Source organism: Sandaracinaceae bacterium (assembly GCA_016706685.1).
Classification (GTDB): domain Bacteria; phylum Myxococcota_A; class Polyangia; order Polyangiales; family Houyiibacteriaceae; genus JADJJE01.
Genome location: JADJJE010000017.1, coordinates 83,964 through 103,706, shown reverse-complemented (window position 1 = coordinate 103,706; position 19,743 = coordinate 83,964). Strand labels below are relative to the sequence as shown.

The 19,743-nt window shown below is 70.1% G+C and carries 17 protein-coding genes; 7 read left to right on the top strand and 10 right to left on the bottom strand.

Going from position 1 to position 19,743, the window contains the following annotated elements:
• The first annotated feature begins 39 nt into the window (after nucleotides 1-39).
• Nucleotides 40-543, top strand: a complete 504-nt coding sequence (locus IPI43_21390) for a DUF4442 domain-containing protein (GenBank protein MBK7776655.1) — start codon at nucleotides 40-42, stop codon at nucleotides 541-543.
• Nucleotides 544-565: 22 nt separating this feature from the next.
• Here the strand turns inward: IPI43_21390 and IPI43_21385 are convergent, their stop codons facing one another.
• The 3 genes from IPI43_21385 to IPI43_21375 form a co-directional block, all read right to left on the bottom strand.
• Complete coding sequence (locus IPI43_21385) at nucleotides 566-2,191, bottom strand: CAP domain-containing protein (GenBank protein ID MBK7776654.1); 1,626 nt, start codon at nucleotides 2,189-2,191, stop codon at nucleotides 566-568.
• An 8-nt stretch (nucleotides 2,192-2,199) separates the two neighbouring features.
• The gene (locus IPI43_21380; protein ID MBK7776653.1) at nucleotides 2,200-3,879 is read right to left on the bottom strand and encodes a serine/threonine protein kinase; all 1,680 of its coding nucleotides are present in this window, start codon (nucleotides 3,877-3,879) and stop codon (nucleotides 2,200-2,202) included.
• A 113-nt stretch (nucleotides 3,880-3,992) separates the two neighbouring features.
• On the bottom strand, nucleotides 3,993-5,225 hold the full coding sequence (locus tag IPI43_21375) for an SPFH domain-containing protein (GenBank protein MBK7776652.1): 1,233 nt from the start codon (nucleotides 5,223-5,225) through the stop codon (nucleotides 3,993-3,995).
• A 217-nt stretch (nucleotides 5,226-5,442) separates the two neighbouring features.
• Here IPI43_21375 and IPI43_21370 point away from each other — a divergent pair, with 217 nt between their 5' ends.
• Nucleotides 5,443-6,300, top strand: a complete 858-nt coding sequence (locus IPI43_21370) for an N-formylglutamate amidohydrolase (GenBank protein MBK7776651.1) — start codon at nucleotides 5,443-5,445, stop codon at nucleotides 6,298-6,300.
• A 1-nt stretch (nucleotide 6,301) separates the two neighbouring features.
• Here the strand turns inward: IPI43_21370 and IPI43_21365 are convergent, their stop codons facing one another.
• From IPI43_21365 to IPI43_21350, 4 genes are all read right to left on the bottom strand, one after another.
• Nucleotides 6,302-8,164 carry a hypothetical protein gene (locus tag IPI43_21365; GenBank protein MBK7776650.1) on the bottom strand — a complete coding sequence of 621 codons (1,863 nt, stop codon included), beginning with the start codon at nucleotides 8,162-8,164 and terminating at the stop codon, nucleotides 6,302-6,304.
• A gap of 5 nt (nucleotides 8,165-8,169) precedes the next feature.
• Nucleotides 8,170-8,877 (bottom strand): hypothetical protein, encoded by a 708-nt coding sequence (locus IPI43_21360; protein MBK7776649.1) that lies wholly within the window; start codon nucleotides 8,875-8,877, stop codon nucleotides 8,170-8,172.
• A 73-nt stretch (nucleotides 8,878-8,950) separates the two neighbouring features.
• Nucleotides 8,951-9,967 (bottom strand): hypothetical protein, encoded by a 1,017-nt coding sequence (locus IPI43_21355; GenBank protein MBK7776648.1) that lies wholly within the window; start codon nucleotides 9,965-9,967, stop codon nucleotides 8,951-8,953.
• A 34-nt stretch (nucleotides 9,968-10,001) separates the two neighbouring features.
• Entirely contained in the window at nucleotides 10,002-11,000 is a 999-nt protein-coding gene (locus IPI43_21350; GenBank protein ID MBK7776647.1) for a ketoacyl-ACP synthase III, read from the bottom strand.
• A gap of 359 nt (nucleotides 11,001-11,359) precedes the next feature.
• Between IPI43_21350 and IPI43_21345 the strand changes: the two genes are divergently transcribed.
• Both IPI43_21345 and IPI43_21340 read left to right on the top strand, forming a co-directional pair.
• Nucleotides 11,360-12,100: a dienelactone hydrolase family protein gene (locus tag IPI43_21345; GenBank protein MBK7776646.1), complete on the top strand. Its 741-nt coding sequence runs from the start codon at nucleotides 11,360-11,362 to the stop codon at nucleotides 12,098-12,100.
• 53 nt (nucleotides 12,101-12,153) lie between these two features.
• Nucleotides 12,154-13,632 carry a DUF2330 domain-containing protein gene (locus tag IPI43_21340; GenBank protein MBK7776645.1) on the top strand — a complete coding sequence of 493 codons (1,479 nt, stop codon included), beginning with the start codon at nucleotides 12,154-12,156 and terminating at the stop codon, nucleotides 13,630-13,632.
• A gap of 37 nt (nucleotides 13,633-13,669) precedes the next feature.
• On the opposite strand, the gene IPI43_21335 is transcribed toward IPI43_21340, so the two are convergent.
• Nucleotides 13,670-14,053 (bottom strand): TerB family tellurite resistance protein, encoded by a 384-nt coding sequence (locus IPI43_21335; protein MBK7776644.1) that lies wholly within the window; start codon nucleotides 14,051-14,053, stop codon nucleotides 13,670-13,672.
• Between the two features lie 86 nt (nucleotides 14,054-14,139).
• On the opposite strand from IPI43_21335, the gene tldD reads away from it, so the two are divergent.
• Together tldD and IPI43_21325 are read left to right on the top strand one after the other, a co-directional pair.
• Nucleotides 14,140-15,582: a metalloprotease TldD gene (gene tldD, locus IPI43_21330; protein MBK7776643.1), complete on the top strand. Its 1,443-nt coding sequence runs from the start codon at nucleotides 14,140-14,142 to the stop codon at nucleotides 15,580-15,582.
• A gap of 4 nt (nucleotides 15,583-15,586) precedes the next feature.
• Nucleotides 15,587-16,972: a TldD/PmbA family protein gene (locus IPI43_21325; GenBank protein ID MBK7776642.1), complete on the top strand. Its 1,386-nt coding sequence runs from the start codon at nucleotides 15,587-15,589 to the stop codon at nucleotides 16,970-16,972.
• 139 nt (nucleotides 16,973-17,111) lie between these two features.
• Here IPI43_21325 and IPI43_21320 read toward each other — a convergent pair whose 3' ends face one another.
• Both IPI43_21320 and IPI43_21315 read right to left on the bottom strand, forming a co-directional pair.
• On the bottom strand, nucleotides 17,112-18,230 hold the full coding sequence (locus IPI43_21320) for an SDR family oxidoreductase (GenBank protein MBK7776641.1): 1,119 nt from the start codon (nucleotides 18,228-18,230) through the stop codon (nucleotides 17,112-17,114).
• Complete coding sequence (locus tag IPI43_21315; protein MBK7776640.1) at nucleotides 18,227-18,844, bottom strand: dephospho-CoA kinase; 618 nt, start codon at nucleotides 18,842-18,844, stop codon at nucleotides 18,227-18,229. Before IPI43_21315 ends, IPI43_21320 begins: the two co-directional genes overlap by 4 nt.
• Before the next feature lie 105 nt (nucleotides 18,845-18,949).
• On the opposite strand from IPI43_21315, the gene IPI43_21310 reads away from it, so the two are divergent.
• On the top strand, nucleotides 18,950-19,399 hold the full coding sequence (locus IPI43_21310) for a D-tyrosyl-tRNA(Tyr) deacylase (GenBank protein ID MBK7776639.1): 450 nt from the start codon (nucleotides 18,950-18,952) through the stop codon (nucleotides 19,397-19,399).
• The last annotated feature ends 344 nt before the right edge of the window (nucleotides 19,400-19,743 follow it).

The window sequence follows — 19,743 nt, the reverse complement described above, 5'->3', positions numbered from 1 at the left end:
CACTTGGCGACCCGCCCGTGCCAGTTCATAGCGTGGCGCATGAGCCAGACGCACTCCCCGAACAAGCTCCACCGCATCGTCGCCAAGACCGAGGCGCTCCCCGCGTTCGCGCGCGAGCAGCTGCTCACGCTGGCCTTCGGTCGCCTGATCCCCTACGTGCGCACGAGCGGCGTGCGCGTCGAGTCGCTGAGCGCCGATCGGTGCGTGGTCTCGATCCCGAACGCGAAGCACGTGCGCAACCACATCGGCGGCTTGCACGCGGTGGCGATGGCGCTCGTGGCCGAGTCCGCCACCGGGTACCTGGTGGGCATGAACGTGCCGGACGACGCGGTACCCGTCATCAAGAGCATGCGGATCGACTACCCGAAGCGCGCCAAGGGAGGCCTGCGCGCCGTCGCCACGCTCACGCCCGAGCAGCTCGCGTCCATCCGCACGCAGCCGAAGGGAGAAGTCACCGTGGCCGTGACGGTCACCGACGAGAGCGAACGTCAGCCCATCGAGTGCGAGATGATCTGGGCGTGGACCCCCAAGCGCCGCGGCTGAAGGGCAACCCCGCACGCACCGGTCAGCGTGGCCAGCCCAGCACGATGACCACGGCAATGGCGTTGGGGGGCTGGTCGGGCCGGTTGCCCTGCGCCACGCCGATGCCCAGCGTGGTGACGTCGGGGTCGAAGGTGGGCTCGAGGCGCCCCGCGTCTTCGATGCGCGTGACGATGGTCATGAGCGCGCCCACGCGCCGGTAGGCGATGGCGAAGCGGCGCAGCGCGGCGCTGGCGCGGTCCGTCACGTCTTGCTCGGTCAGCGTGGGGTCGGCGAAGTACGCCTCGGCAGCCTCTTGGGCCGCCTGGGCCAGCAGCTCGTCGGACTCCACGGGCCCGGCGCGGCGGGCGCGACGCCCCTCGTTGATGGCCTGCACCAGCTGCGCGGGAGCGGCCGCCGTGTCCACGCGGGCGGTCATCTGGGTGAAGATCTGCGTGACGAGGAACGCCGTGCGGTCGCCGTCCTGGACCGCCACCACGGCGATGCCCAGGTGCGTGACGCGCGCGTCCACGATGTTCGCGCGGTGGCCCGGGCTGTCCATCAAGCCGCTGTGCAGCTCGCTCGCGCTGTAGCCACGCCCCACGTTCTCGAGCATGAGGCCGCTGGCGAGCCCCGCCGCGGTGATGCGCATGGCCGGCGTGCCGGTGGAGGGGGAGTCGTGGCCCACGAAGCCGCCCGTGACCATGTCGCGGCAGTGCGCCTCGGCCACGGCGGCGAGCCCGTCGTGGAGCTCGAGGGGCGGCGCGCCAGCCCGAACACGTTCTTCTGCGATACGCTCGACCAGGGCCTGTTGCACGTCTTGCGCGGAGGCGATGCCCGGCGAGTCGGCCGCGCTGATGGCGAGGCGCGTGGGGACGGCTTCGTCCACGTAGACCGGGAAGTTGGCCAGCACCGTGATGCCCGCGCTGCCACGCGCCAGCACCTCCACCGCATACACGCCAGCGCTCGGCAGCAGCAGCCGCACCTGGAAGCGTGGACCCGCGCCCGCTGGCGCCCGCTGCGTGTGGCCATCGGGGTGCAGCAGCACCACCTCGGGGTTCTGCAGCTCCCCCAGCAACGTGCCCGAAAGCAAGAGCGCGCCCGTCGCGCGCGTGCGCTCCACGGCGGTGAGCTCGAGGCCACGGTGCGTCATGACCAGCACCGCCAAGTGCCCCTCGGGGTGCGGCAGGGTGGCGACGCCCACGTGGGTGAAGGTGTCGCGGCTCAAGAGGTCCGTCACCTGCACAGCGAGGCTCGCCATCACCGTCTCGCTGTCCGCGTAGGTCACATAGGCCACGGCAGGCACAGGCTCCACCAGCCCGAGGTGCCGCGCGAAGAACTGCACCACATCGGGCGTGGGCGCGTTGCCCTGGGTGACGATCTCACCGCCCACCATGGACGCCAGCCGCGAGAGCCGGGCATCCAGCGTCAGGGTGTGCCCGGCGCCCGCACCCAGCTCGATGGCCGCTTGCCCAATGCGCCCTGCGTCGTCGTCCGCCGGGGTCTCGGCGGCCACATCCGTGGAGTAGTGCGTAGCCCCCGGACCCTCCACGCTGACGTAGCGCGTGGCCCGCCCGGTGGTGGGTCCGGCGGTGCTACCGCCACCGCACGCGGGCACGGAGCTGAGCACCAGCGCGAAGACGAGACGAAGCAGGGGGTGTGTCGATGGCATAGGGCGACTCAGCGGTCCCACGGATCAACGACGTCCGGCGCGCGAACTGCGGCGGGGACGGGGACGGGGGCGGGGGTGACCGGGGCAGGGGTTGCCGCAGAGGGGGTGGCGGTCGGGCGTGTGTTGCTCGCGCTCCCGCGACGACCTCGGGAAGCGTCGCCGCTGAGGCTGACCTCGATGCGGTCGGGTGAGTGCGTGGACACCGACACGCGTGCGTCCTCGTAGCCCGACAGCGAGATGGCCAGCTCGGTAGACGCGCTGCTGTCGGGTCGCGGAAACTCGAGCGGGGTGTTGCCGATCAGCGCGCCATCGTGCTCCACCATGGCCCCGGTTGGATCCGTCAGGATCAAGATCATGGAGCGCGGGGCTTCGAGGACCACCTCGTCTGCGCCGGGCGCTGCAGCCGCAACGGGGGTTGGCACGGCGGTGGCTGCCGCGGCGGGGAGCGGTGCGTGGGGCGCAGAGTCGGGCGCGGCCACGCTGGTCACGCGCGGGACCTCTGCCATGGCCCCTGCCGCCTCGTCACGCGGCTGCATCAGCGCCATGGCGGCGCCCGCCACACCGCCCAGCAGCAGTAGCACCATGACTATGCCCAGCACCACCCAGCGGCCCGTGCCTGCGCCCGAGCCCGTGGCACCCGTGGCGGCGGCTTGCCGAATGCGCCCAGCCGGCGTGTGGATCTTGCCCGCGACGTTGCGTGGCGGCGCCTGACTCGCTGACTTGCCGATGGCCACGGGCGCTATCGAGTCCACCGAGCGCAGATCCCCGATCAGCGCGTCCATGCTGGGGTAGCGATCCTCGGGGCGCTTGGCGAGACAGCGCAGGATGATGGGCTCGGCCGGCAGCTGGGCGGCCGCCACGCGCTCACGTGGCGGCACGGGCGCCTCGAACATGTGCTTGCTCAAGATGCCCATGAAGGTGTCGCCATCGAACGGCACCTGTCCGGTGAACATCTCGTACATGATGATGCCCAGCGCGTAGATGTCGGTGCGCGCGTCGATGGTCTGACCCGCCGCCTGCTCGGGCGACATGTAGTAGGGCGTGCCGAAGACCATGCCGGTCTTGGTGAGCTTGCTGTTCGCGCCGCCCACCTTCGCGATGCCGAAGTCCAGCACCTTCACGAAGTGGTTCTGGTGGCCTCGCTTCACCAGGAAGATGTTGTCTGGCTTGAGGTCGCGGTGGATGATGCCGCGCCCGTGGGCAGCGCTGAGCGCCGACGCCACCTGCTCGATGATGCCCAGCGCCTCGTCTCCTCCCATGGAGCCGCCTTGCTCGATGAGCTGCGTGAGCGACTGGCCCTCGAGGTACTCCATGACGAAGTACGAGGTGCCGTCCGGCAGGCGCCCGAAGTCCGTGATGTCGATGATGTTGGCGTGGCCGATGGAGGAAGACGCCTGCGCCTCCTGCACGAAGCGCTTCACCACCTCGTCGTCGCGGGCCATCTCGCCGCGCAGCACCTTGAGCGCCACGCGCTTGCCGAGCGTGACGTGCATGGCGGCGTACACCACGCCCATGCCGCCTTCACCCAGCACGCGGTCTACTCGATAGCGGCCATCCACCACCGAGCCCAGCAGCGGGTCCACGTTCTCCTGCTTCTCGTCCGGGAGCTGCTGCGTGGGCTGCCCATCCGTGGGGCAGAACCTCACGTCTTGGGAGAAGCGCGAAGCGCATGCGGGACAGAAGCGCATGCGCCTAGTTTACCATCGCTCGGCCCGCGTGGGGGCGAGAAGCCGCAGTCGCGACGGGCTGCCGAGCCGTGGCTCCGCCCGTCGCGCTTGCTTCGCCCGCAGGCCAGCTCGGCTCAAGCCGGGTAGCCCGTGCCGCAGTTCATGCAGAACTTCGACCCGGGGGCGCCAGGCGTGCCACAGGACGGACAGAAGCGCGGCGCCGGGCTCAGGTTGGTGCCGCACTCCGCGCAGAACTTGCCCGGGGCGACGTTTGCCTTGCAGCCGGGACACTGAACGGTGCCGCCCGCCGAGGGCGCGGCTGCGGGCGCTGCCGGTTGCTGAGGCTGCTGCCCCTGCCCTGGCTGCTGCATGGCGCCCATCATCATGTTCGCCATGCCGAAGCCCGCGCCGAGGCCCGCGCCGGCCATCATGCCGCCACCACCGCCTTCGCCGCCGCCTCCCTTGGCCATGCCCTCGCCAGCACCCATCATGGCTGCACCGGCAGCGTATGCGCCGAAGTTGCCGCCCGCGAGGCCCTGCACGTAGCGCGCGTCCTGTTGGAACTTCTGATCCAGCTCGAACTGCTTCTGCGCGGCCTGCGCCTGCGCGGTCCCGATGCCGATCTGTGCGGCCCGTGCCTGGCGCTTGGCCGTACCGATCTCGGCCTGCGCGGCCTTGAGCTGGGCCTCCTCGGCCTCGTCCAGGTTGACGCGGAACTCGCCCACGTCGGTGATCTGCACACCGATCTCGTTGAGGTCCGGGCAGCGCTGCAGGAACGTCTGCGCCAGCTGCTGCTGCAGCCGCATGAGCTGCAGGATGCTCTTCTGCTCCGACTCCATCACCTCACCGATGACGGTGGTGACCGAGTTCATGAATTTGCCGGTGAGCCAGCGTGAGACGTCCTCGTTGCTGCCCGGGTTCTGCAACCCGACGTAGTTCACGATGAAGCGCTCGGGGTCGAAGATGCGGAAGGCGTACTCACCGAAGATGCGGGGCGACACCATCTCGCCCAGCATGGGGTCTTCGATGTAGCCGAGCGCGCCACCGAAGCGCTGCCCGTAGATGGGGCGCATGGTGACGAAGTACAGGTCGGTCAGGAAGATGTTGCCGCCCGTGACGCTGTCCACCAGGCGGCCGAGGATGGGGATGTTTTGCGACGTGAGGGTGTGGCGCTGGCCAACACCGGCCGTGCGGAGCGCACCGACCAGCCCGCCGTCACGAAAGAACACCGCGGCCTCGTCGGCATCCACGGTGAGCTGCGCCCCTGTCGGGATCGTGTTCTCCGGATGCTTGTAGACGATCAGGTTCTTCTTGTCGTCCGGACGCTGGATCAGCATCTCTTGGATGCCGTCCTTGACGAAGTTCATAACCCTTCCGAAGACCATTCGAAACTCCTCTCGCGCACGATGATGGGAGTGCGCGTGACCGCAACATACCGGACCGCGCGGCGCCTGACTACCGTGCACCGCGCGCACGAAGCGCTTTGGTGCCTAGTTTACGTATGGCCGTCCCCTCTATTCCCAGTCTCTCGCGGTTCCTCGGCAGCCTTTCCGCTCGCAGCGTTCCGCGATACACCTCGCTTCGATGTCGTTCTTCGAGTTGGTGAGGCCGGCGGGCGTTCCGGGCCCGGTGATCGTGGAGGTTCCGCACGCGGGCCTCGCGGTCCCCGAGCAGGTCGCCGACGAGCTGTTCGCCCCGAAAGATGCGCTCATGCGTGACGCCGACCTTTGGGTGGATGCGCTGTTCGAGCAGGCACCGTCGGTCGGCGCGACGCTGCTGTGCGCCAAGGTCTCGCGCTACGTGGTGGACCTCAACCGCAGCGCGAACGACGTGGATCCGCTCTCCGTGCTCCACGCACCGAGCGCTCACCCCACGGGAGGTCGCGGGGTCATCTGGCGCATGGCGACGGACGGTGCGCCAGTGCTTCGTCGCCCCCTCAGCACCGAGCGCTATGCACGGCGTCTCGCCCTGTTCTACGAGCCCTACCACGCGCAGCTGCGAGCGCTGATCGACGAGACCGTGGCACGCCACGGCTACGCCATCCTGGTGGCCGGGCACTCCATGCCTTCGGTAGGGCGCGACGTGCGCGGTGGGCCCATCCTCACGCGCGCCGACGTGGTGCCCGGCACCCTCGGGCGCACCTCGGCGGCCCCCAGCGTGATTGACGCCGTGGACCGCCATTTCCGCGCCCTCGGCCTGAGCGTGGCGCACGACACACCCTACCGCGGCGGGCACAGCACGGCGCACTATGGGAGGCCTGCGGCTGGCGTCCACGCCGTGCAGCTGGAGCTCAGCCGTGCGCTCTACATGGACGAGCGTGACAGCCGCCCCAAGGAGCCCGCCATGAGTGAGCTGCGCCGTACGGTCACCGACTTGGTCGCCGCGCTGGGGCAGCTGGCGGAGCCCGAAATCCTCCGTGCCACGCGCACCGGCCGCTCGTGAGCTACTCCTTGAGTGGCGTGGCTTTCAGCGCGGCCTTGCCGCCCTTGGTGTAGACCGTGAAGCGCACGCGGGCGGCCTCGTGGCGGCCCAGGATCGCGTCGCGGTTCTTCTGCAGCGTGACCTCGAACTTCTCGAAGGTGAGGCCCGCGATGCTCTCGCCGCACTCCTGCTTCAGCGCGACGAAGCGGTCGTAGACCTCGCGGAAGTGGCGCTCTTCTTCGTTGGCAGCGCTCTCGCTCGAGCTCTGCGCCAGCAGCTCCTGGGGGATGGACGCGACCATCGTGGCGTCCTCGTCGTCGCCGTCGTCGTCGTCGACCGGTGGGCGCGGGCGAACCGGAGCCGGGGGGGCGGGAGGGGGCGGCGCTGCGGCCTGCACCGGCGGCGCGGGCGGTGCCGCCGCAGGGGCGGGCGGGGCGGCGGGGGCTGCTGCCACGGGCGCGGGTGGCGGCGGTGCCGCAGCTTTCGGAGGCGCGGGCGGCGGCGCCGCTTGAGCGGGAGTGGGCGGGGCGGGGCGTGGGGGCGGCGGCGCAGCGGCGGCCACCGGAGCCGGAGGCAACGGCGCGGGAGCCTGGGCCTTCGCAGGCGCAGGAGCCATGGCCGGGGGCGCTGCGGGGATGGCGTCTATGCTGGCCTTTCCGTCGGTCGCGAAGCCGAAGTACGGCACGGAGTCTCGCTCGGCGGGCGCGGCGCCCAGGATCTCGTCCAAGTTGGCCGACACGCGCGGCGCCGCCGCACGGCCCTCCGAGGCCACCTTGTCGAGCGCGGTGTTGATGTCGTCGGCCACCTGCCGCAAGCCACCGGCATACGCCGCGATGTCCAGGCGGTCCACCTCGCGGCGCGCCAGCACGCGGACACCTTCGCGCAGCTTCTTGAGCGGACGGTCGTGCTCCAGGAAGCTGAAGCCGATGCCGAGGAGTCCCATCACCAGCGCCACCACGATGATGAGCGGCAGCGGCACCTGATCGCGGTCTTCGGGGGTGGCGTTGTCGAAGATGGCCATCGGCGACTGCACCGCGTGGTTGGGCCGGCCCACCACGTATCCGGCGCCCACGTGCGTGGCCGTGCCGGTGACCGGGGCGTAGATGGCGACCGCGGTGGTGCCGAGGGGCAGCGGCGCGCTGCCGTTGCCCGCCACGTATTGTTCGTCGGCGCGTGCGGCGGCAAGGCTGGCGGTGAACTCGGGTGTGCCCGGGGCGTTGGCGACACCGGACGGCGTCGACGAAGCCACCACACGCTCCTCCGCGAAGAAGCCCACGCTCGCCCCGGGGATGCGCCCGGCCAGGCGCTCGGCGAAGGTCTGGTTCATCTCCGCGGTGTGGACCACGGCGCCCACGTAGCGCCCGTTGTGGGCCACGGGGTGCGCGGCCACGCGGTAGAGCTGCTCGTTGTACGTCCAGACGTCATCGGTGGCGTAGCCCTGCAGCGCGCGCACCACGACCGGGAACTGCTCGAGGCTCGCGCCGGGCGGCGGCGCCGTCCCACCCACCTGGCCGATGATCTGTCCCTGCAGGTCCACCGCGAACAAGATGTCCGCCTTGCCCTCTTGGAGCGCGTCGTTCAGGCGCGTGAGCTGGCGCTCGAGCCCGGTGCGCAGCGCCGCGTCCACCACCGTGCGGTCGCGCCGGTCGGTCGCCGTCGCCAAGGCCACGCGCACGTCGCCGTTGGCTCCGAGCGGCGCGATGGCGTCGAGACGCGTGCGCGCCTCGAGGCGCAGCCAGAGCTCGAGCTCGGTGCGATCGCGCACCAGGTCGTCGCTGAGGCGGGCCGCGAAGGTGCGGTTGTAGGCGTTCTGCGCGAGCATGGTCGCCATGAGCGCGGCGGCGACCAACGCGGCCAGGACGATGTACCAGAGGCGAGAGAGCATGTTCTTCAGTTACCCGTGAGGAGGATGGGTTCGACGACCACGTCGCGCGCGTTGGCGGCGACGGTCAAGGGTGCGGCGTGTGCCTCTTGGCCCGCGCGATAGACTTTGAGCGTGTAGGTGCCCGGAGCGACATCACTGAAGCGCCACTCACCACGCGGCGTGACGGTGGCGCAGGCGGCGAGGTCGGGGATGGACACCAGGTGCCCAACCAGCTGGGGGTACTCCCGGTCGCGCAGCTCCCAGCGCCCGGCGTCGGGGACGGCCACCTCACGCGCGCGCCCTGGCGCGGTGCGGAGCGGAGTGAGGCCCGGCAGGGTGTCCGAGTACACGCGGTGCGCCGTGCCGTCCCGGTTCTCGAGCGAGATGCGCGTGTTGGCCTGCGCCACCAAGGTGCGTGGGAAGAGGTCACCTCCCTCGATACGGTACGAGCAGCCCCGCGAACGGGGGTTGGCCTCGCCGGTCAGCACCACACTCACCTCACGCTCGGTGGGCACGCGCGGGCTGGCGGGGTCCAGCAGCTCTGCCCAGACGTTCCAGTAGTGATCACGGCGTGTGCGCTCGGCCGCCGGGGCGGGGGCGGCGGCGGGCGGACGGGGAAGGCTGACGATGCCGTGCACGGGCACGGCCGCGACACGGGGGGCGGCGAGGGCGAAGGCGATCAGCGCGAGCGCGATGAGCCCTGGCGCACGCACGAGAGAGGACTGGGCAGGCATGCAACCCCTTAGGTTCACACAGGTTCGGGTCGGGATGCTACCGAAGCATGGCCCTCGCGGTCAACGCATCCGCTCAGATGGGAGGAGGCGCGTAGAAGTCCACCACGGCGATGGGCTCGGGGTACAGCCTGGCGTGGATGCAGCGCGACGTCCCGGCCGCGTCCCCCCCGATTTGCACCGGCAGGATCTCATCGCTCTCGATGCGCACGGCGTCCACCAGGAAGTCCACCAGCCGCGGTGTGCGGAAGGTCCCGTTCCAGATGCTGCGGATGTGCAGCGCCACATCCATGGACTCGAGGTTCACGATCCGCAGGTTGAAGCGGTCTTCCCGGTCGTCCGCGAACGGGAAGATGCGCGACCCGAAGCCCCAGTAGGGAATGGAGGAAAACGTGACCGCGCGCGCCAGGCCCTCGAAGACCGTCTCGCCGCGCCGGATGGGCGGGCCCTCGGGCTGCCCGTTGGCCCCCACGCGGTAGGCGTCCTCCCCCTCGTTGATGACGCGCATGTGGGCGTGCGAGCGCACCAGCACCTCGGGCAGGGTGCGACCCGCGATGGCCACGAAGTAGCTGAAACGCCCCCGCCCATAGCGTCCCAGGACCGGGATCTTGGCGATGACGTCGCGCACCTCGTTGAAGTGGCGCAGCGCCAGCGCGTCCACGCCCACCCCAGCGAACGGCGCGAGCGTGCCCTCCACCTCCAGCAGGCGCAGGTTGCGGTGACCTCCCTCACGGCGGAGGCGAGCGAGGTCGGCCACGACGCCGCGGTGGTGCTTCTGCGCCCCCAGCACCCAGGCCAGCGCGTTCCCCGTCCCCAGCCGCAGCAGGCCGAAGCGCGGGAGCGGCCGCCCCTGGTCGTGGCAGCCGTGCACCACGGCGGTGACCATCTGTGAGAAAGTGCCGTCGCCGCCGCCCGTCAGCACCGTCTGATAGCCGCGCGACACGATCTCGAGGGCGATCTCGCGCCCCTCTTCGAGCGAGCGGGTGACGAAGAGGTCACCGCTGGCGATGATCTGGTCGAGGACGTCGACCAGCTCGCGCGTCACGTCCTTGGCGTTGCCATTGATGACGACCGCGACGCGGTCTCGGTGAATCTCGGACACGGGTTCGAGGCAGCGCCCGCGCCGCTCAGAGGCGGACGAGCCCCGCGCCCCAGGTGAAGCCCGCTCCGAACGCCGCGAAGAGCACCAAGTCGCCTTCCTTCACGCGACCCTCGCCGATGGCCTCGCTGAGGGCCAGAGGGATCGAGGCGGCGGTGGTGTTGCCGTACTTCTCGATGTTGTGGATGACCTTCTCGGGCGGGATGTTGAGCTTCTGCGCCACGAACTCGTTGATGCGCCGGTTGGCCTGGTGCGGCACCAGCAGCGCGATGTCGTCCACGGTCACGTTGTTGCGCGCCAGCACCTGCTCGGCGACCTCGGGCATTTTGCTGGTGGCCCAGCGGAACACCTTGGGCCCGTTCATGGACGGCCACACGCTCCGGTTGTCGATCATCTCGTGCGTGATGCGCGGCATCTCGCAGCTGGCGGGGGACTCGATCCAGAGCAGCTTCGCGCCGCTGCCGTCCGAGTGGACCTGCACGTCGATCACGCAGCGGGACGCGTCCTCCGTGGGCCCGAGGATGGTGGCGGCGGCGCCGTCGCCGAAGAGCACGGCCACGTCACGGCCTTCGTTGGTGAAGTCGAGGCCGGTGGAGTGCACCTCGCCGCCCACCAGGCACACGCGCTTGTACATGCCGCAGCGGATCCAGGCGTCGGCCACCTGGAGGCCATAGAGGAAGCCGCTGCACTGGTTGCGAATGTCGAGCGCGGGGACGCCCGGCAGCCCCAGCTTGTCGCCCAGCAGCACGCCGCTGCCCGGGAAGGTGTAGTCGGGCGAGAGCGTGGCGAAGATGATCGCGTCGATCTCGGAGACGTCGATCTTGGCGCGCTCGCACGCCATCTTCACGGCGGGCACGGCCAGATCGCTGGGGCCGCACGGGACGTGGTCGATGTAGCGACGCTCCTTGATCCCCGTGCGCTGTTGGATCCACTCGTCGCTGGTCTCGAACATCTTCGCGAGGTCGTCGTTGGTGACGACCTTGCTGGGAACGTGATGGCCGACTCCTAGAATCGCGGTACGCAACATGTGATCTCCTGGTGGGGGCTCCGCGTGCGCGGTGCTGGCCTGCTGCGGCGCATACTGCGGCGCAGCGGAAGTAGCGGGCGAGACTAGCAGCACGCTCGCGGAATGGCATCCCTTGGTCGGAACTGAGCAAAACGAAAAACCCCCTGAGCCGAAGCTCAGGGGGTGGAAATAGGTCAGGCCCGGGGGTGCAAGGAGGGGAGGGACTGCAGTATGCCCGGGCCTGCGCACGCCAACCGGTCAAAGGCCTACGTGCACCCCTTAGGTAGCAATCCGGTTTCAGGGTGTCCAGCAGTTTTTTGACGACTCGCCAGAGAAATTTTCGCCGTGTCAGCCACAGCGGAATCTGGCTACGCTCAGGCATGGATCACGGCTCGCGTGGCAAGCGGTTCAGCACCCTCGGCGGGTGGGGCGGGCTCCTCTCGCTGCTGCTGTGCGGACTCCCCACGATGGCCGCCGCTCAGGTCCGGCCGGCCTTCTTCGACCAGCCCTCGGAGGTGCGGGTCATGGGCGGCAACCCCGCCCCCGGCGAGGCCCTCCCGGTGGTGGTCTTCCTGGCCGCCACCAACGGCACCTCCGCCGGGCAGCTCGAGTGGCTGGGTCGCGCGGTGCCCTTCGCGCGCTACATCGCCGTCCTACCTCCGGGCCAGCCCACCACCGCACACTACCTACCGCGCTTCGGCTCCTATGTGGACTGGATGGAGGAGCGCCTGGACACCGATCTCGCGGCGCTGCGCGAACGCCTCCCCGTCGACGCCACGCGCATCTATCTCTGCGGGTTCTCGTTGGGCGGCGACACCAGCTGGGCGCTGCTCGCCCGTCGGCCCGAGCTGTACCGCGGGGCGGTCGTGCTCGGCGCGCGGTCCAGCGCGCGGACACGCGGCAACGCGCTGAACGTGATGCGCACGCGCGGGGTTCGCGTGGCCTTCGCCATCGGCTCGGAGGACAGCGACACGCGCCGCACCGGCATCGCCCGCACGCACCAGGCCATGGTGGCCGCGCGGGTTCCGACGCGGCTCGACACCTATCCGGGCACGCACACGCTGCCCACCGATCCGGCCGTGCTCACGGCGCTCTTCGCCTTCGTCATGGCCGCTCCCTGAGGCGTGCACGCGGGAGGCCCAAGGGCCGGGCGGTCTAGGGTATCCTACGGGTCATGCACCCGACTCCGCGTCGCCTTGGTCCCCCGCGCTCTCCCGTGACGCGAGGCCTGCTCGTGGCTGCGCTGGCCGCGTTGGGACTCGCTGCCTTCACCGTAGCCTGGCTCTCACCGGCGCGCGTGGCCGCCATGTGCGGCATGATGGTGAGGCCGCTGCCGCGCTCGGGCCCGCCGGTGGAGCGCGGCGCGCTGCCCAACCGTGAGACGGTGGTGGTCATGCTCCGCGAGGGCACCCGCACGGTGCTCGCGTTCCAGAACGACTACCTGGGGCCCGCCGAGGACTTCGCGCTGATCGTGCCGGTGCCCGTGGTGCTGCAGGAGGGGGATGTTCACACGCTGCACCCCTCCGTGTTCGCCACCGTACAGGCGGCGGCTCAACCTCGCGTGGTGGAGCTGTGGGAGCAGAACCCATGCCCCATGTCGGGGCGCGGTGGCGGCCGCGGCCTCGGGGCCATGGCCACGTCGGCGGCCAGCGCCGAGGGGGTCGGGATGAGCGCGGCCCAGGTCGAGGAGCCTCCCACCGTGCGCGTCGAGAGCCAGTTCCAGGCCGGCGAGTACGACATCGTGGTGCTCAGCGCGAGCGACTCGCTGGGCCTCGAGACGTGGCTGCGCGAACAGCGCTACGCCGTGCCCGAGGGGGCGGCCGCTGCGTTCCGCCCCTACCTCGAAGAGGGCATGAAGTTCTTCGTGGCGAAGATCAACGTCGGCCGCCTGGCTGCGCTCTCGCCAGCCCATGCTGCGTCGCTCCAGCAGGGGCGCGTCATGCTCTCGCCGCTGCGTTTCCACTACGACAGCGAGCGCTTTGCGCTGCCGGTGCGCTTGGGCCTGGCCAACAGCCAGGGGGAGCAGGACCTCGCCATCCACATCCTGTCGCCGGAGGGTCGCTACACCACCGCCAACTACCGCAACCGCTTCGTGCCCACCAACCAGCGCTACGGCGAAGCCTCGGCCGCCGACTTCGAGGCCATGTACGAGCGGCTCTTCGCGCGGCTCTCGCGCGCCACCCCGCGCTCGGTCTTCACGGAGTACGCGGGGCCCATCACCCCGCGAGGGTCGGACGCCAGCTGCCTCGGCTGCGCACGCGCGGGGGTGCCCACCACCGCGCTCGACGCGCTGGGTGCCACCGAGCTGCCGGGCCACATGCCCTGGACCTCGGAGCCGGGCCAGGCCCGCTACGCTCAGTTCACGCTCACGCGCCTGCACTACCGCTATGGGCCGAGCGGACTCCCTGACGACCTGGTGTTCCAGCGCGGTCGCCCCATCGCGGGCGGGTTCGAGAACGCGGCGACTGCGCGTGCCCTGCCGCGCGCCCGCAACGCGTCGCGCAACCAGTTCGGCGTGCGCTTCATCATCAAGCACCGCTGGACGGGGGCGCTGCAGTGCCGCTCACCACGCCGCAACCAGTGGGGTGGGCCCCCGGGCCAGTTCGGTCGCCCCGGCCGGCCTGGACCCTCCCCCTTCGAGACCGACTTCTGAGGCCGGAGCGCGGTGACCCCCACCGCGCTCGCGTGCGCTACATCAGCTGGAGCAAGCGCTGCGCGCGCGAGGTGGCCATCTCGCGCAGCTCTTTGGCTTCCGCCTCTTCGAGGTGCAGGCGGTTCTGGAGGTCGTCCAGCAGGGCCAGCTCCTCGGCGCTCTGGTCCCCGTCGATGAACGTGACGATCACCGCGTGCTGCAACAGCATGCGGCGGTCGTGCAGGCTCAGCTCGGTGAGCGGGATCTCGTCGAGCGTGCGCGGCGTCTTCGCGAACTCACGGATCGCGTCGGCGTCGGCGCCCTCGAGCTCGAACGCCGAGATGAGCGCGTCGATGACCTCGGTCTCTTCGTCCTCCACCTTACCGTCAGCCCAGGCGACGGCGATGAGAGACTTCACCATGGCTTCCTGATAGTCCTGCATGGGCCGACTCTACCCGAACGCCCCGGGCAGCGGAAGAGTGATTGCGCGCTGCGTCAGCGAGTGCGGCCTGGTATGGTGCCAACTTCATGACATCCCGATACCAGGCACCGTTCGCTCCCGGGGGCAGCGCTCCCATCGACCGCGCGCTCGCCGAGCGCCTCCTCGCGGTGGCCCTCGAGCAGGGCGGGGACTACGCGGACCTCTTCTTCGAGTACGCCGTCAACGGCAGCTACGGCTACGACGAGGGGCTGCTCAAGTCCGCCGGGCGCTACGTCACCATGGGGCTCGGCGTCCGGGTCATGCAGGGTGACGCGACGGGCTACGCCTATGTGGAGAGCCTCGACTGGGACGCCCTCACGCACGCGGCCCGCACGGCGTCGCAGATCGCACGCGGGGGAAAGAGCGTCGCGCCCGTGGCGCTCACGTCGCAGACCCTGCCGGTGCGCTACCCGGTGGTGCAGCACTCGCTCGACGTGGAAGGTGTGGCCAAGCGGGCCCTCCTCGAGCGTGCCGATCGCGCGGCGCGGGCGCTCGACGAGCGCATCGTGAAGGTGACCGCCAGCCTCAACGAAGAGCTGCGCGAGATCCTGGTGGCCACCAGCGCCGGCCACTTCGCCTGGGACAGCCAGCCGCTGGTGCGCTTCGGGGTCAACGTCATCGCCGAGGCCGGCGGCAAGCGTCAGACCGGCTCCTCCGGCGGCGGTGGTCGCACCGGCATGGAGTACCTGGAGACTCACACGCCCGAGGCGCATGCCGCCGAGGCGGTGCGTCAGGCCCTCGCCATGCTGGACGCTCGCGAAGCGCCCGCCGGCGAGATGGAGGTGGTGCTGGCCCCCGGCGACAGCGGCATCCTGCTGCACGAGGCGGTCGGGCATGGCCTCGAGGCGGACTTCAACCGCAAGAAGACCAGCAACTACGCGGACGCCATCGGCCAGCAGGTGGCCAGCGAGCTCTGCACCGTAGTGGACGACGGCTCGCTCATGTCGGGGCGCGGCACCATCAACGTGGACGACGAGGGCTACACCCCCACCAGCAGCACGCTCATCGAGCGCGGGCGCCTGGTGGGCTACATGCAGGACCAGCACTCGGCCAAGTTCTTCGGGGTCACCCCAACCGGCAACGGGCGCCGCGAGAGCTTCCGCAGCGCGCCCATGCCGCGCATGACCAACACGCTGCTGCTCAACGGTGAGAGCGACCCCGACGAGATCATCCAGAGCGTCAAGCGGGGCGTCTACGCCCGCAAGTTCGGCGGCGGCCAGGTGGACATCACCAACGGCGACTTCGTCTTCTCGCTCACGGAGGGCTACTTGATCGAAGACGGACGCATCACGGCGCCGCTCAAGGGCGTGAACCTGATCGGCAACGGCCCCGACGTCATGCGCAAGGTGGCCATGCTGGGCAACGACATGGCCGTCTCGGACGGCATCTGGACGTGCGGCAAGGACGGGCAGTCGGTGCCGGTGGGCGTGGGCTGCCCCACGGTGAAGATCTCGGCGATGACCGTCGGCGGCACGGACCTGGGAGGCTGAAGCCATGAGCCAGAACGACACAGCAGCAGGTCGCGCCGAGCAGCTCCTCCGCCTGGGAGACGAGATCGTGGCCCGCGCCATCGAGGGCGGCGCGAGTGTGGCCGAAGCCAGCGTGCGCGAGGGTGCCCACCTCTCCGTGAAGGTGCGCTTGGGGGAGCGCGAGCTGGTGGAAGAGGCCGGCTCCCGCGCCATCGGGTTGCGGGTCATGGTCGGCCAGCAGGTGGCCGTCAGCTACACCAGCGACCTCACCGAGGCGGGTCGCAAGCGCTTGGTGGAAGACGCACTCGAGCTCGCGCAGCTCAGCGAGCCGGACCCGTTCGCGGGCGGGCCCGAGCCCAGCCTGCTCAGCCGCGAGGCCGACTGGCCGGCGCTCGACACGTGCGACCCGCTGATGGGCAGCCTCACCGCAGGCCGCGCGCTCGAGCTCGCCCTGCGCGCCGAGAAGGCCGCTCTCGACTTCGACCCGCGCATCATCAACAGCGAGGGGGCCACCGTGTCCCGCGCCGTGGGAGGCAGCGCGCTGGTCACCAGCGGGGGCTTCCGGGGCTACGGCGAGGGCTCGTACGTGTCGCTGGTGGTCAACCCGCTCACCGAGGACACCGACGGAAAGAAGCGGCGCGGCTTCCACTGGGCCGCGCGTCGCTTCCTGGCCGAGCTGGACGACGAAGTGGAGGTCGGCCGCGAGGCCGCCCGACGCACGCTGCGCAAGCTGGGCGCCAAGAAGATCGGCAGTGCCGAGATGCCCGTGGTGTTCGACCCGGACGCGGGCAGGGCCATCCTCGGGCTGCTGTCCAGCTGCGTGAACGGCGGCAGCATCTGGCGCAAGAGCAGCTACCTGGTGGACAGGCTGGGCACGCTCGTCTCGAGCCCGTTGGTCACCATCATCGACGACCCACTCATCAACAAAGCGCCGGGCTCGCGCGCCTTCGACGGCGAGGGCCTCGTCTCCCGCCGCAACGTGGTGGTGGAGCGTGGCGAGCTGAAGACCTACCTGCTTGACTCGTATGCTGGTCGCAAGCTCGGCATGCCCAGCACGGGCAGCGCCTCGCGCGGCAGCTCGGGGGGCGTGGGCATCGGCACCACCAACTTCGTTCTGCAGCCGGGCGAAGAGACGGCCGCGGAGCTCATCGCGCGCACGCCACGCGGCCTCTACGTCACCGAGATGATGGGCTTCGGCTTCAACGCGGTGACGGGTGACTTCAGCCGCGGCGCGAGCGGCTTCCTGATCGAAGACGGCGCGCTCGGGCCCGCCGTGAGCGAGGTCACGATCTCGCTGAACCTCGACGAGCTGCTCAAGCGCATCGACGGAGTGGCCAACGACCTCGACCTCCGCACCAGCGTCGCGTCGCCCACGTTCCGGGTGAGCGCCATGACCATCGCGGGCCGCTAGGGGGCGAGGCGTCGCCAAATCGCCCGGGCGCGGCTTACGTCCGCGCGGCCGGGCTCGAAATGCGGGAGCATTCCTTCGCCCGTCCGCGGTGGGCGCGCTCGCGCTCGGACGATTTTTCGACGCCTCGCCACGCGTGGCGTCATTCGAGGGGGTCGGAGTCCACGAAGGCCTCGACCTGCTCGTGGCGGCGGCTGGCTTCGCGGTCTTCCACGTAGTGGACCAGGCGATCCACGTAGGTCTCGAACGACGGGCAGGTGATGCCGGCCCCCTCGAGCGCGCGACGCGCCTGGCGGTCGTCGTAGACCACGTCCGTGAGCAGGTGCTCGAGGAACGTGCGCGGGATGTTCGCGAAGCGCTCGAGGCCGGGGGTGCGCATCAGCGTGGTGGCCCAGCCCGCAGGGACGAACCCACGGGGGGGCTGGCGTCCGGTGCGCGCCGCGATGAGCTCGAAGATGCGGCGCGTGGTCAGCGGCTTCGGGTCCACCAGGTGGAAGGTCTCGCCCACTGAGCTGGGCAGGGAGGCGATGTGCAGGCCCGCGTCCACCACGAAGTCGATGGGCACCAGGTTCAGCTTCACGTCGCCCGGCCCAGGCATGGGGATGCGCAGGTCGCTCGGGGCGTGCAGCATCAGCGTGACCAGCAGGTAGGGGCCCTCGAGGCGGTCGATCTCGCCGGTGAGGGAGTCGCCCACGATCAGGCTCGGGCGCAGAATGGTGACCGGCAGGCCTCCGTCGAGGGCCTCGCGCGCGATGCGCTCCGCCTGGAAGCGCGTCTTCTCCACCACGTTGCGGAACCCGCGGCTGGCGTCCAGGTCCTGCTCCAGCACGTAGCCACGCTTGGCGCCGCTGACGAGCGCGCTCGACCAGTGCACCAACCGCTCGAAGTTCGGCGCGGCTTCGGCCAGCTCCACGGCCTCGCGGATGCCGCCCACGTTTGCTGCGGTGGCGAACTCACGCTCGGCTCCCAGGTACGTGACGGCCATGCAGTGGTGAATGATGTTCACCTCACCCGAGAGCGCCACCCACTCGGCCCCGGACAGCCCCATGTCGATGCTGGCGGCGTCGCCTTCGAGGACGTGCACGCGCCCAGGCGTGGCCCCCTCCATGTCAGCCAGCAGCTCTCGCGCGCGCTCGAGCGACTTGCTCTGCACCACCAGGCGGAGGCGGCTGTCCGGCGTGTCCCGCAGCAGCTTGCGCACGACGCGCAGCGCCAAGAAGCTGGTCGGAAAGCCGGTGACCAAGATGCAGGGCGGACTCATGGCAAGAGTCTACCCCGCCGGAGGAGCTCTTCGTGGAGTGCATCCACGGCGGCCCGCGTCTCGGCCTCGCTGCCCCCGTTGTCGATCACCCAGTCGGCCAGCGCGACCTTCTGTTCGAGGGGCATCTGGCTCGCGATGCGCGCGCGCGCGTCCGCTTCACCAGCCCCGTCGCGCGCCATCAGGCGGGCCAGCTGCACCTCGGGCGACACTCGCACCACGATCAGACCGGCGAAGTTCTTGTGTGCCCCCTGCTCCACCAGGATGGCCGCTTCGTACAACAGGTAGGGCGCGCTGCTCTGCTGGAGCTCGATGAGCCGGCGCATCCCGAGCGCGGCGATCCGCGGGTGGGTGATGGCATTCAGCTGGGCGAGGGCGCTGGGGTTCCCAAAGACCAGCTCCCCGAGGACCTTCCGGCGCAACTCCCCGTGCTCGTCGAGGACGGCGTGACCAAAAGTGATCGCGATCTCCCGCAGCGCGTCGGTGCCAGGGAGGACGACTTCGCGCGCCACCAAGTCTGCGTCCACCACACCCACACCGTGCTCTCGGAACATCGCCGCGACGGTGCTCTTGCCGCAGGCGATGCCTCCCGTGAGGCCATAGACAGGCTTGCTCATGCGGTGGGTGTACGCCGGACCGAACGCGCAGCGCAAGCGCGAGCCTGCGCCCTACCGCCTGCGCTCGCAGTGCCGATCCCGTGTTGGTCGTTCACACTCCGCTGCATGAGAGCGGTGATCCAACGGGTGAGTCGAGCCGACGTGGTGGTGGAGGGAGAGACCGTGGGGGCCATCGAGCGAGGTCTGCTCGTGTACCTCGGCGCGGGGGCGGACGACGGCCAGAGCGACGTGGACTACGTGGCCCAGAAGATTCGGGGCCTGCGCGTCTTCGTGAATGAGGAGGGCAAGATGTCCCGCTCGGTGGAGGACGTGGAGGGAGCGGTCCTGGTGGTCTCCCAGTTCACGCTCTACGGAGACGTCCGCCAGGGCCGCCGGCCGTCGTTCTCGAGCGCTGCGCCGCCCGCGCTGGCGGAGCGATTGTACGAAGAAGTCGTGGCCGCGCTGCGGGCGGCGGGCCTCGTGGTGGCCACCGGACGCTTCCGGGCCAGCATGAACGTCCGCTGCGAGGTGGACGGGCCCGTGACGATCCAGGTCGACAGCCGCCGCCTCTACTAAAACGACACCCTAAGTCGTTGGAAATTCGCGGAAAAGGCACGCATCGACAAAGAAGTGAAGGATCATCCTTGCGCCCCCAGATGCCGATGCTAGAAACGGCTTCCCTTGAGGGCGCGAGCCAACAAGGGGCCCTGACAAGCCACAGCACGAGTCTTCACGGCCGACATCGAACGGCCCGGTTCCAGAGGAACGGACTCGAAGAAAAAGACTTGACAGGGAACGGGCCCGGGACTACTAACCGCGCCCCACCAGCCCCCCAGCAGGTGAGTCACTCGAGAGTGAGTGACAGGTACGTCGGTCGTTGAAAACTGAATCGGAACTACTCGCAAATTTGCGCGGGTCCC

What these genes read in the sequence shown, in the direction of transcription:
- IPI43_21390 (MBK7776655.1), top strand. Translation starts at nt 40, where the DNA reads ATGAGCCAGACGCACTCCCCGAACAAGCTCCACCGCATCGTCGCCAAG.
- IPI43_21385 (MBK7776654.1), bottom strand. Translation starts at nt 2,191, where the DNA reads ATGCCATCGACACACCCCCTGCTTCGTCTCGTCTTCGCGCTGGTGCTC.
- IPI43_21380 (MBK7776653.1), bottom strand. Translation starts at nt 3,879, where the DNA reads ATGCGCTTCTGTCCCGCATGCGCTTCGCGCTTCTCCCAAGACGTGAGG.
- IPI43_21375 (MBK7776652.1), bottom strand. Translation starts at nt 5,225, where the DNA reads ATGAACTTCGTCAAGGACGGCATCCAAGAGATGCTGATCCAGCGTCCG.
- IPI43_21370 (MBK7776651.1), top strand. Translation starts at nt 5,443, where the DNA reads ATGTCGTTCTTCGAGTTGGTGAGGCCGGCGGGCGTTCCGGGCCCGGTG.
- IPI43_21365 (MBK7776650.1), bottom strand. Translation starts at nt 8,164, where the DNA reads ATGCTCTCTCGCCTCTGGTACATCGTCCTGGCCGCGTTGGTCGCCGCC.
- IPI43_21360 (MBK7776649.1), bottom strand. Translation starts at nt 8,877, where the DNA reads ATGCCTGCCCAGTCCTCTCTCGTGCGTGCGCCAGGGCTCATCGCGCTC.
- IPI43_21350 (MBK7776647.1), bottom strand. Translation starts at nt 11,000, where the DNA reads ATGTTGCGTACCGCGATTCTAGGAGTCGGCCATCACGTTCCCAGCAAG.
- IPI43_21345 (MBK7776646.1), top strand. Translation starts at nt 11,360, where the DNA reads ATGGATCACGGCTCGCGTGGCAAGCGGTTCAGCACCCTCGGCGGGTGG.
- IPI43_21340 (MBK7776645.1), top strand. Translation starts at nt 12,154, where the DNA reads ATGCACCCGACTCCGCGTCGCCTTGGTCCCCCGCGCTCTCCCGTGACG.
- IPI43_21335 (MBK7776644.1), bottom strand. Translation starts at nt 14,053, where the DNA reads ATGCAGGACTATCAGGAAGCCATGGTGAAGTCTCTCATCGCCGTCGCC.
- tldD (MBK7776643.1), top strand. Translation starts at nt 14,140, where the DNA reads ATGACATCCCGATACCAGGCACCGTTCGCTCCCGGGGGCAGCGCTCCC.
- IPI43_21325 (MBK7776642.1), top strand. Translation starts at nt 15,587, where the DNA reads ATGAGCCAGAACGACACAGCAGCAGGTCGCGCCGAGCAGCTCCTCCGC.
- IPI43_21320 (MBK7776641.1), bottom strand. Translation starts at nt 18,230, where the DNA reads ATGAGTCCGCCCTGCATCTTGGTCACCGGCTTTCCGACCAGCTTCTTG.
- IPI43_21315 (MBK7776640.1), bottom strand. Translation starts at nt 18,844, where the DNA reads ATGAGCAAGCCTGTCTATGGCCTCACGGGAGGCATCGCCTGCGGCAAG.
- IPI43_21310 (MBK7776639.1), top strand. Translation starts at nt 18,950, where the DNA reads ATGAGAGCGGTGATCCAACGGGTGAGTCGAGCCGACGTGGTGGTGGAG.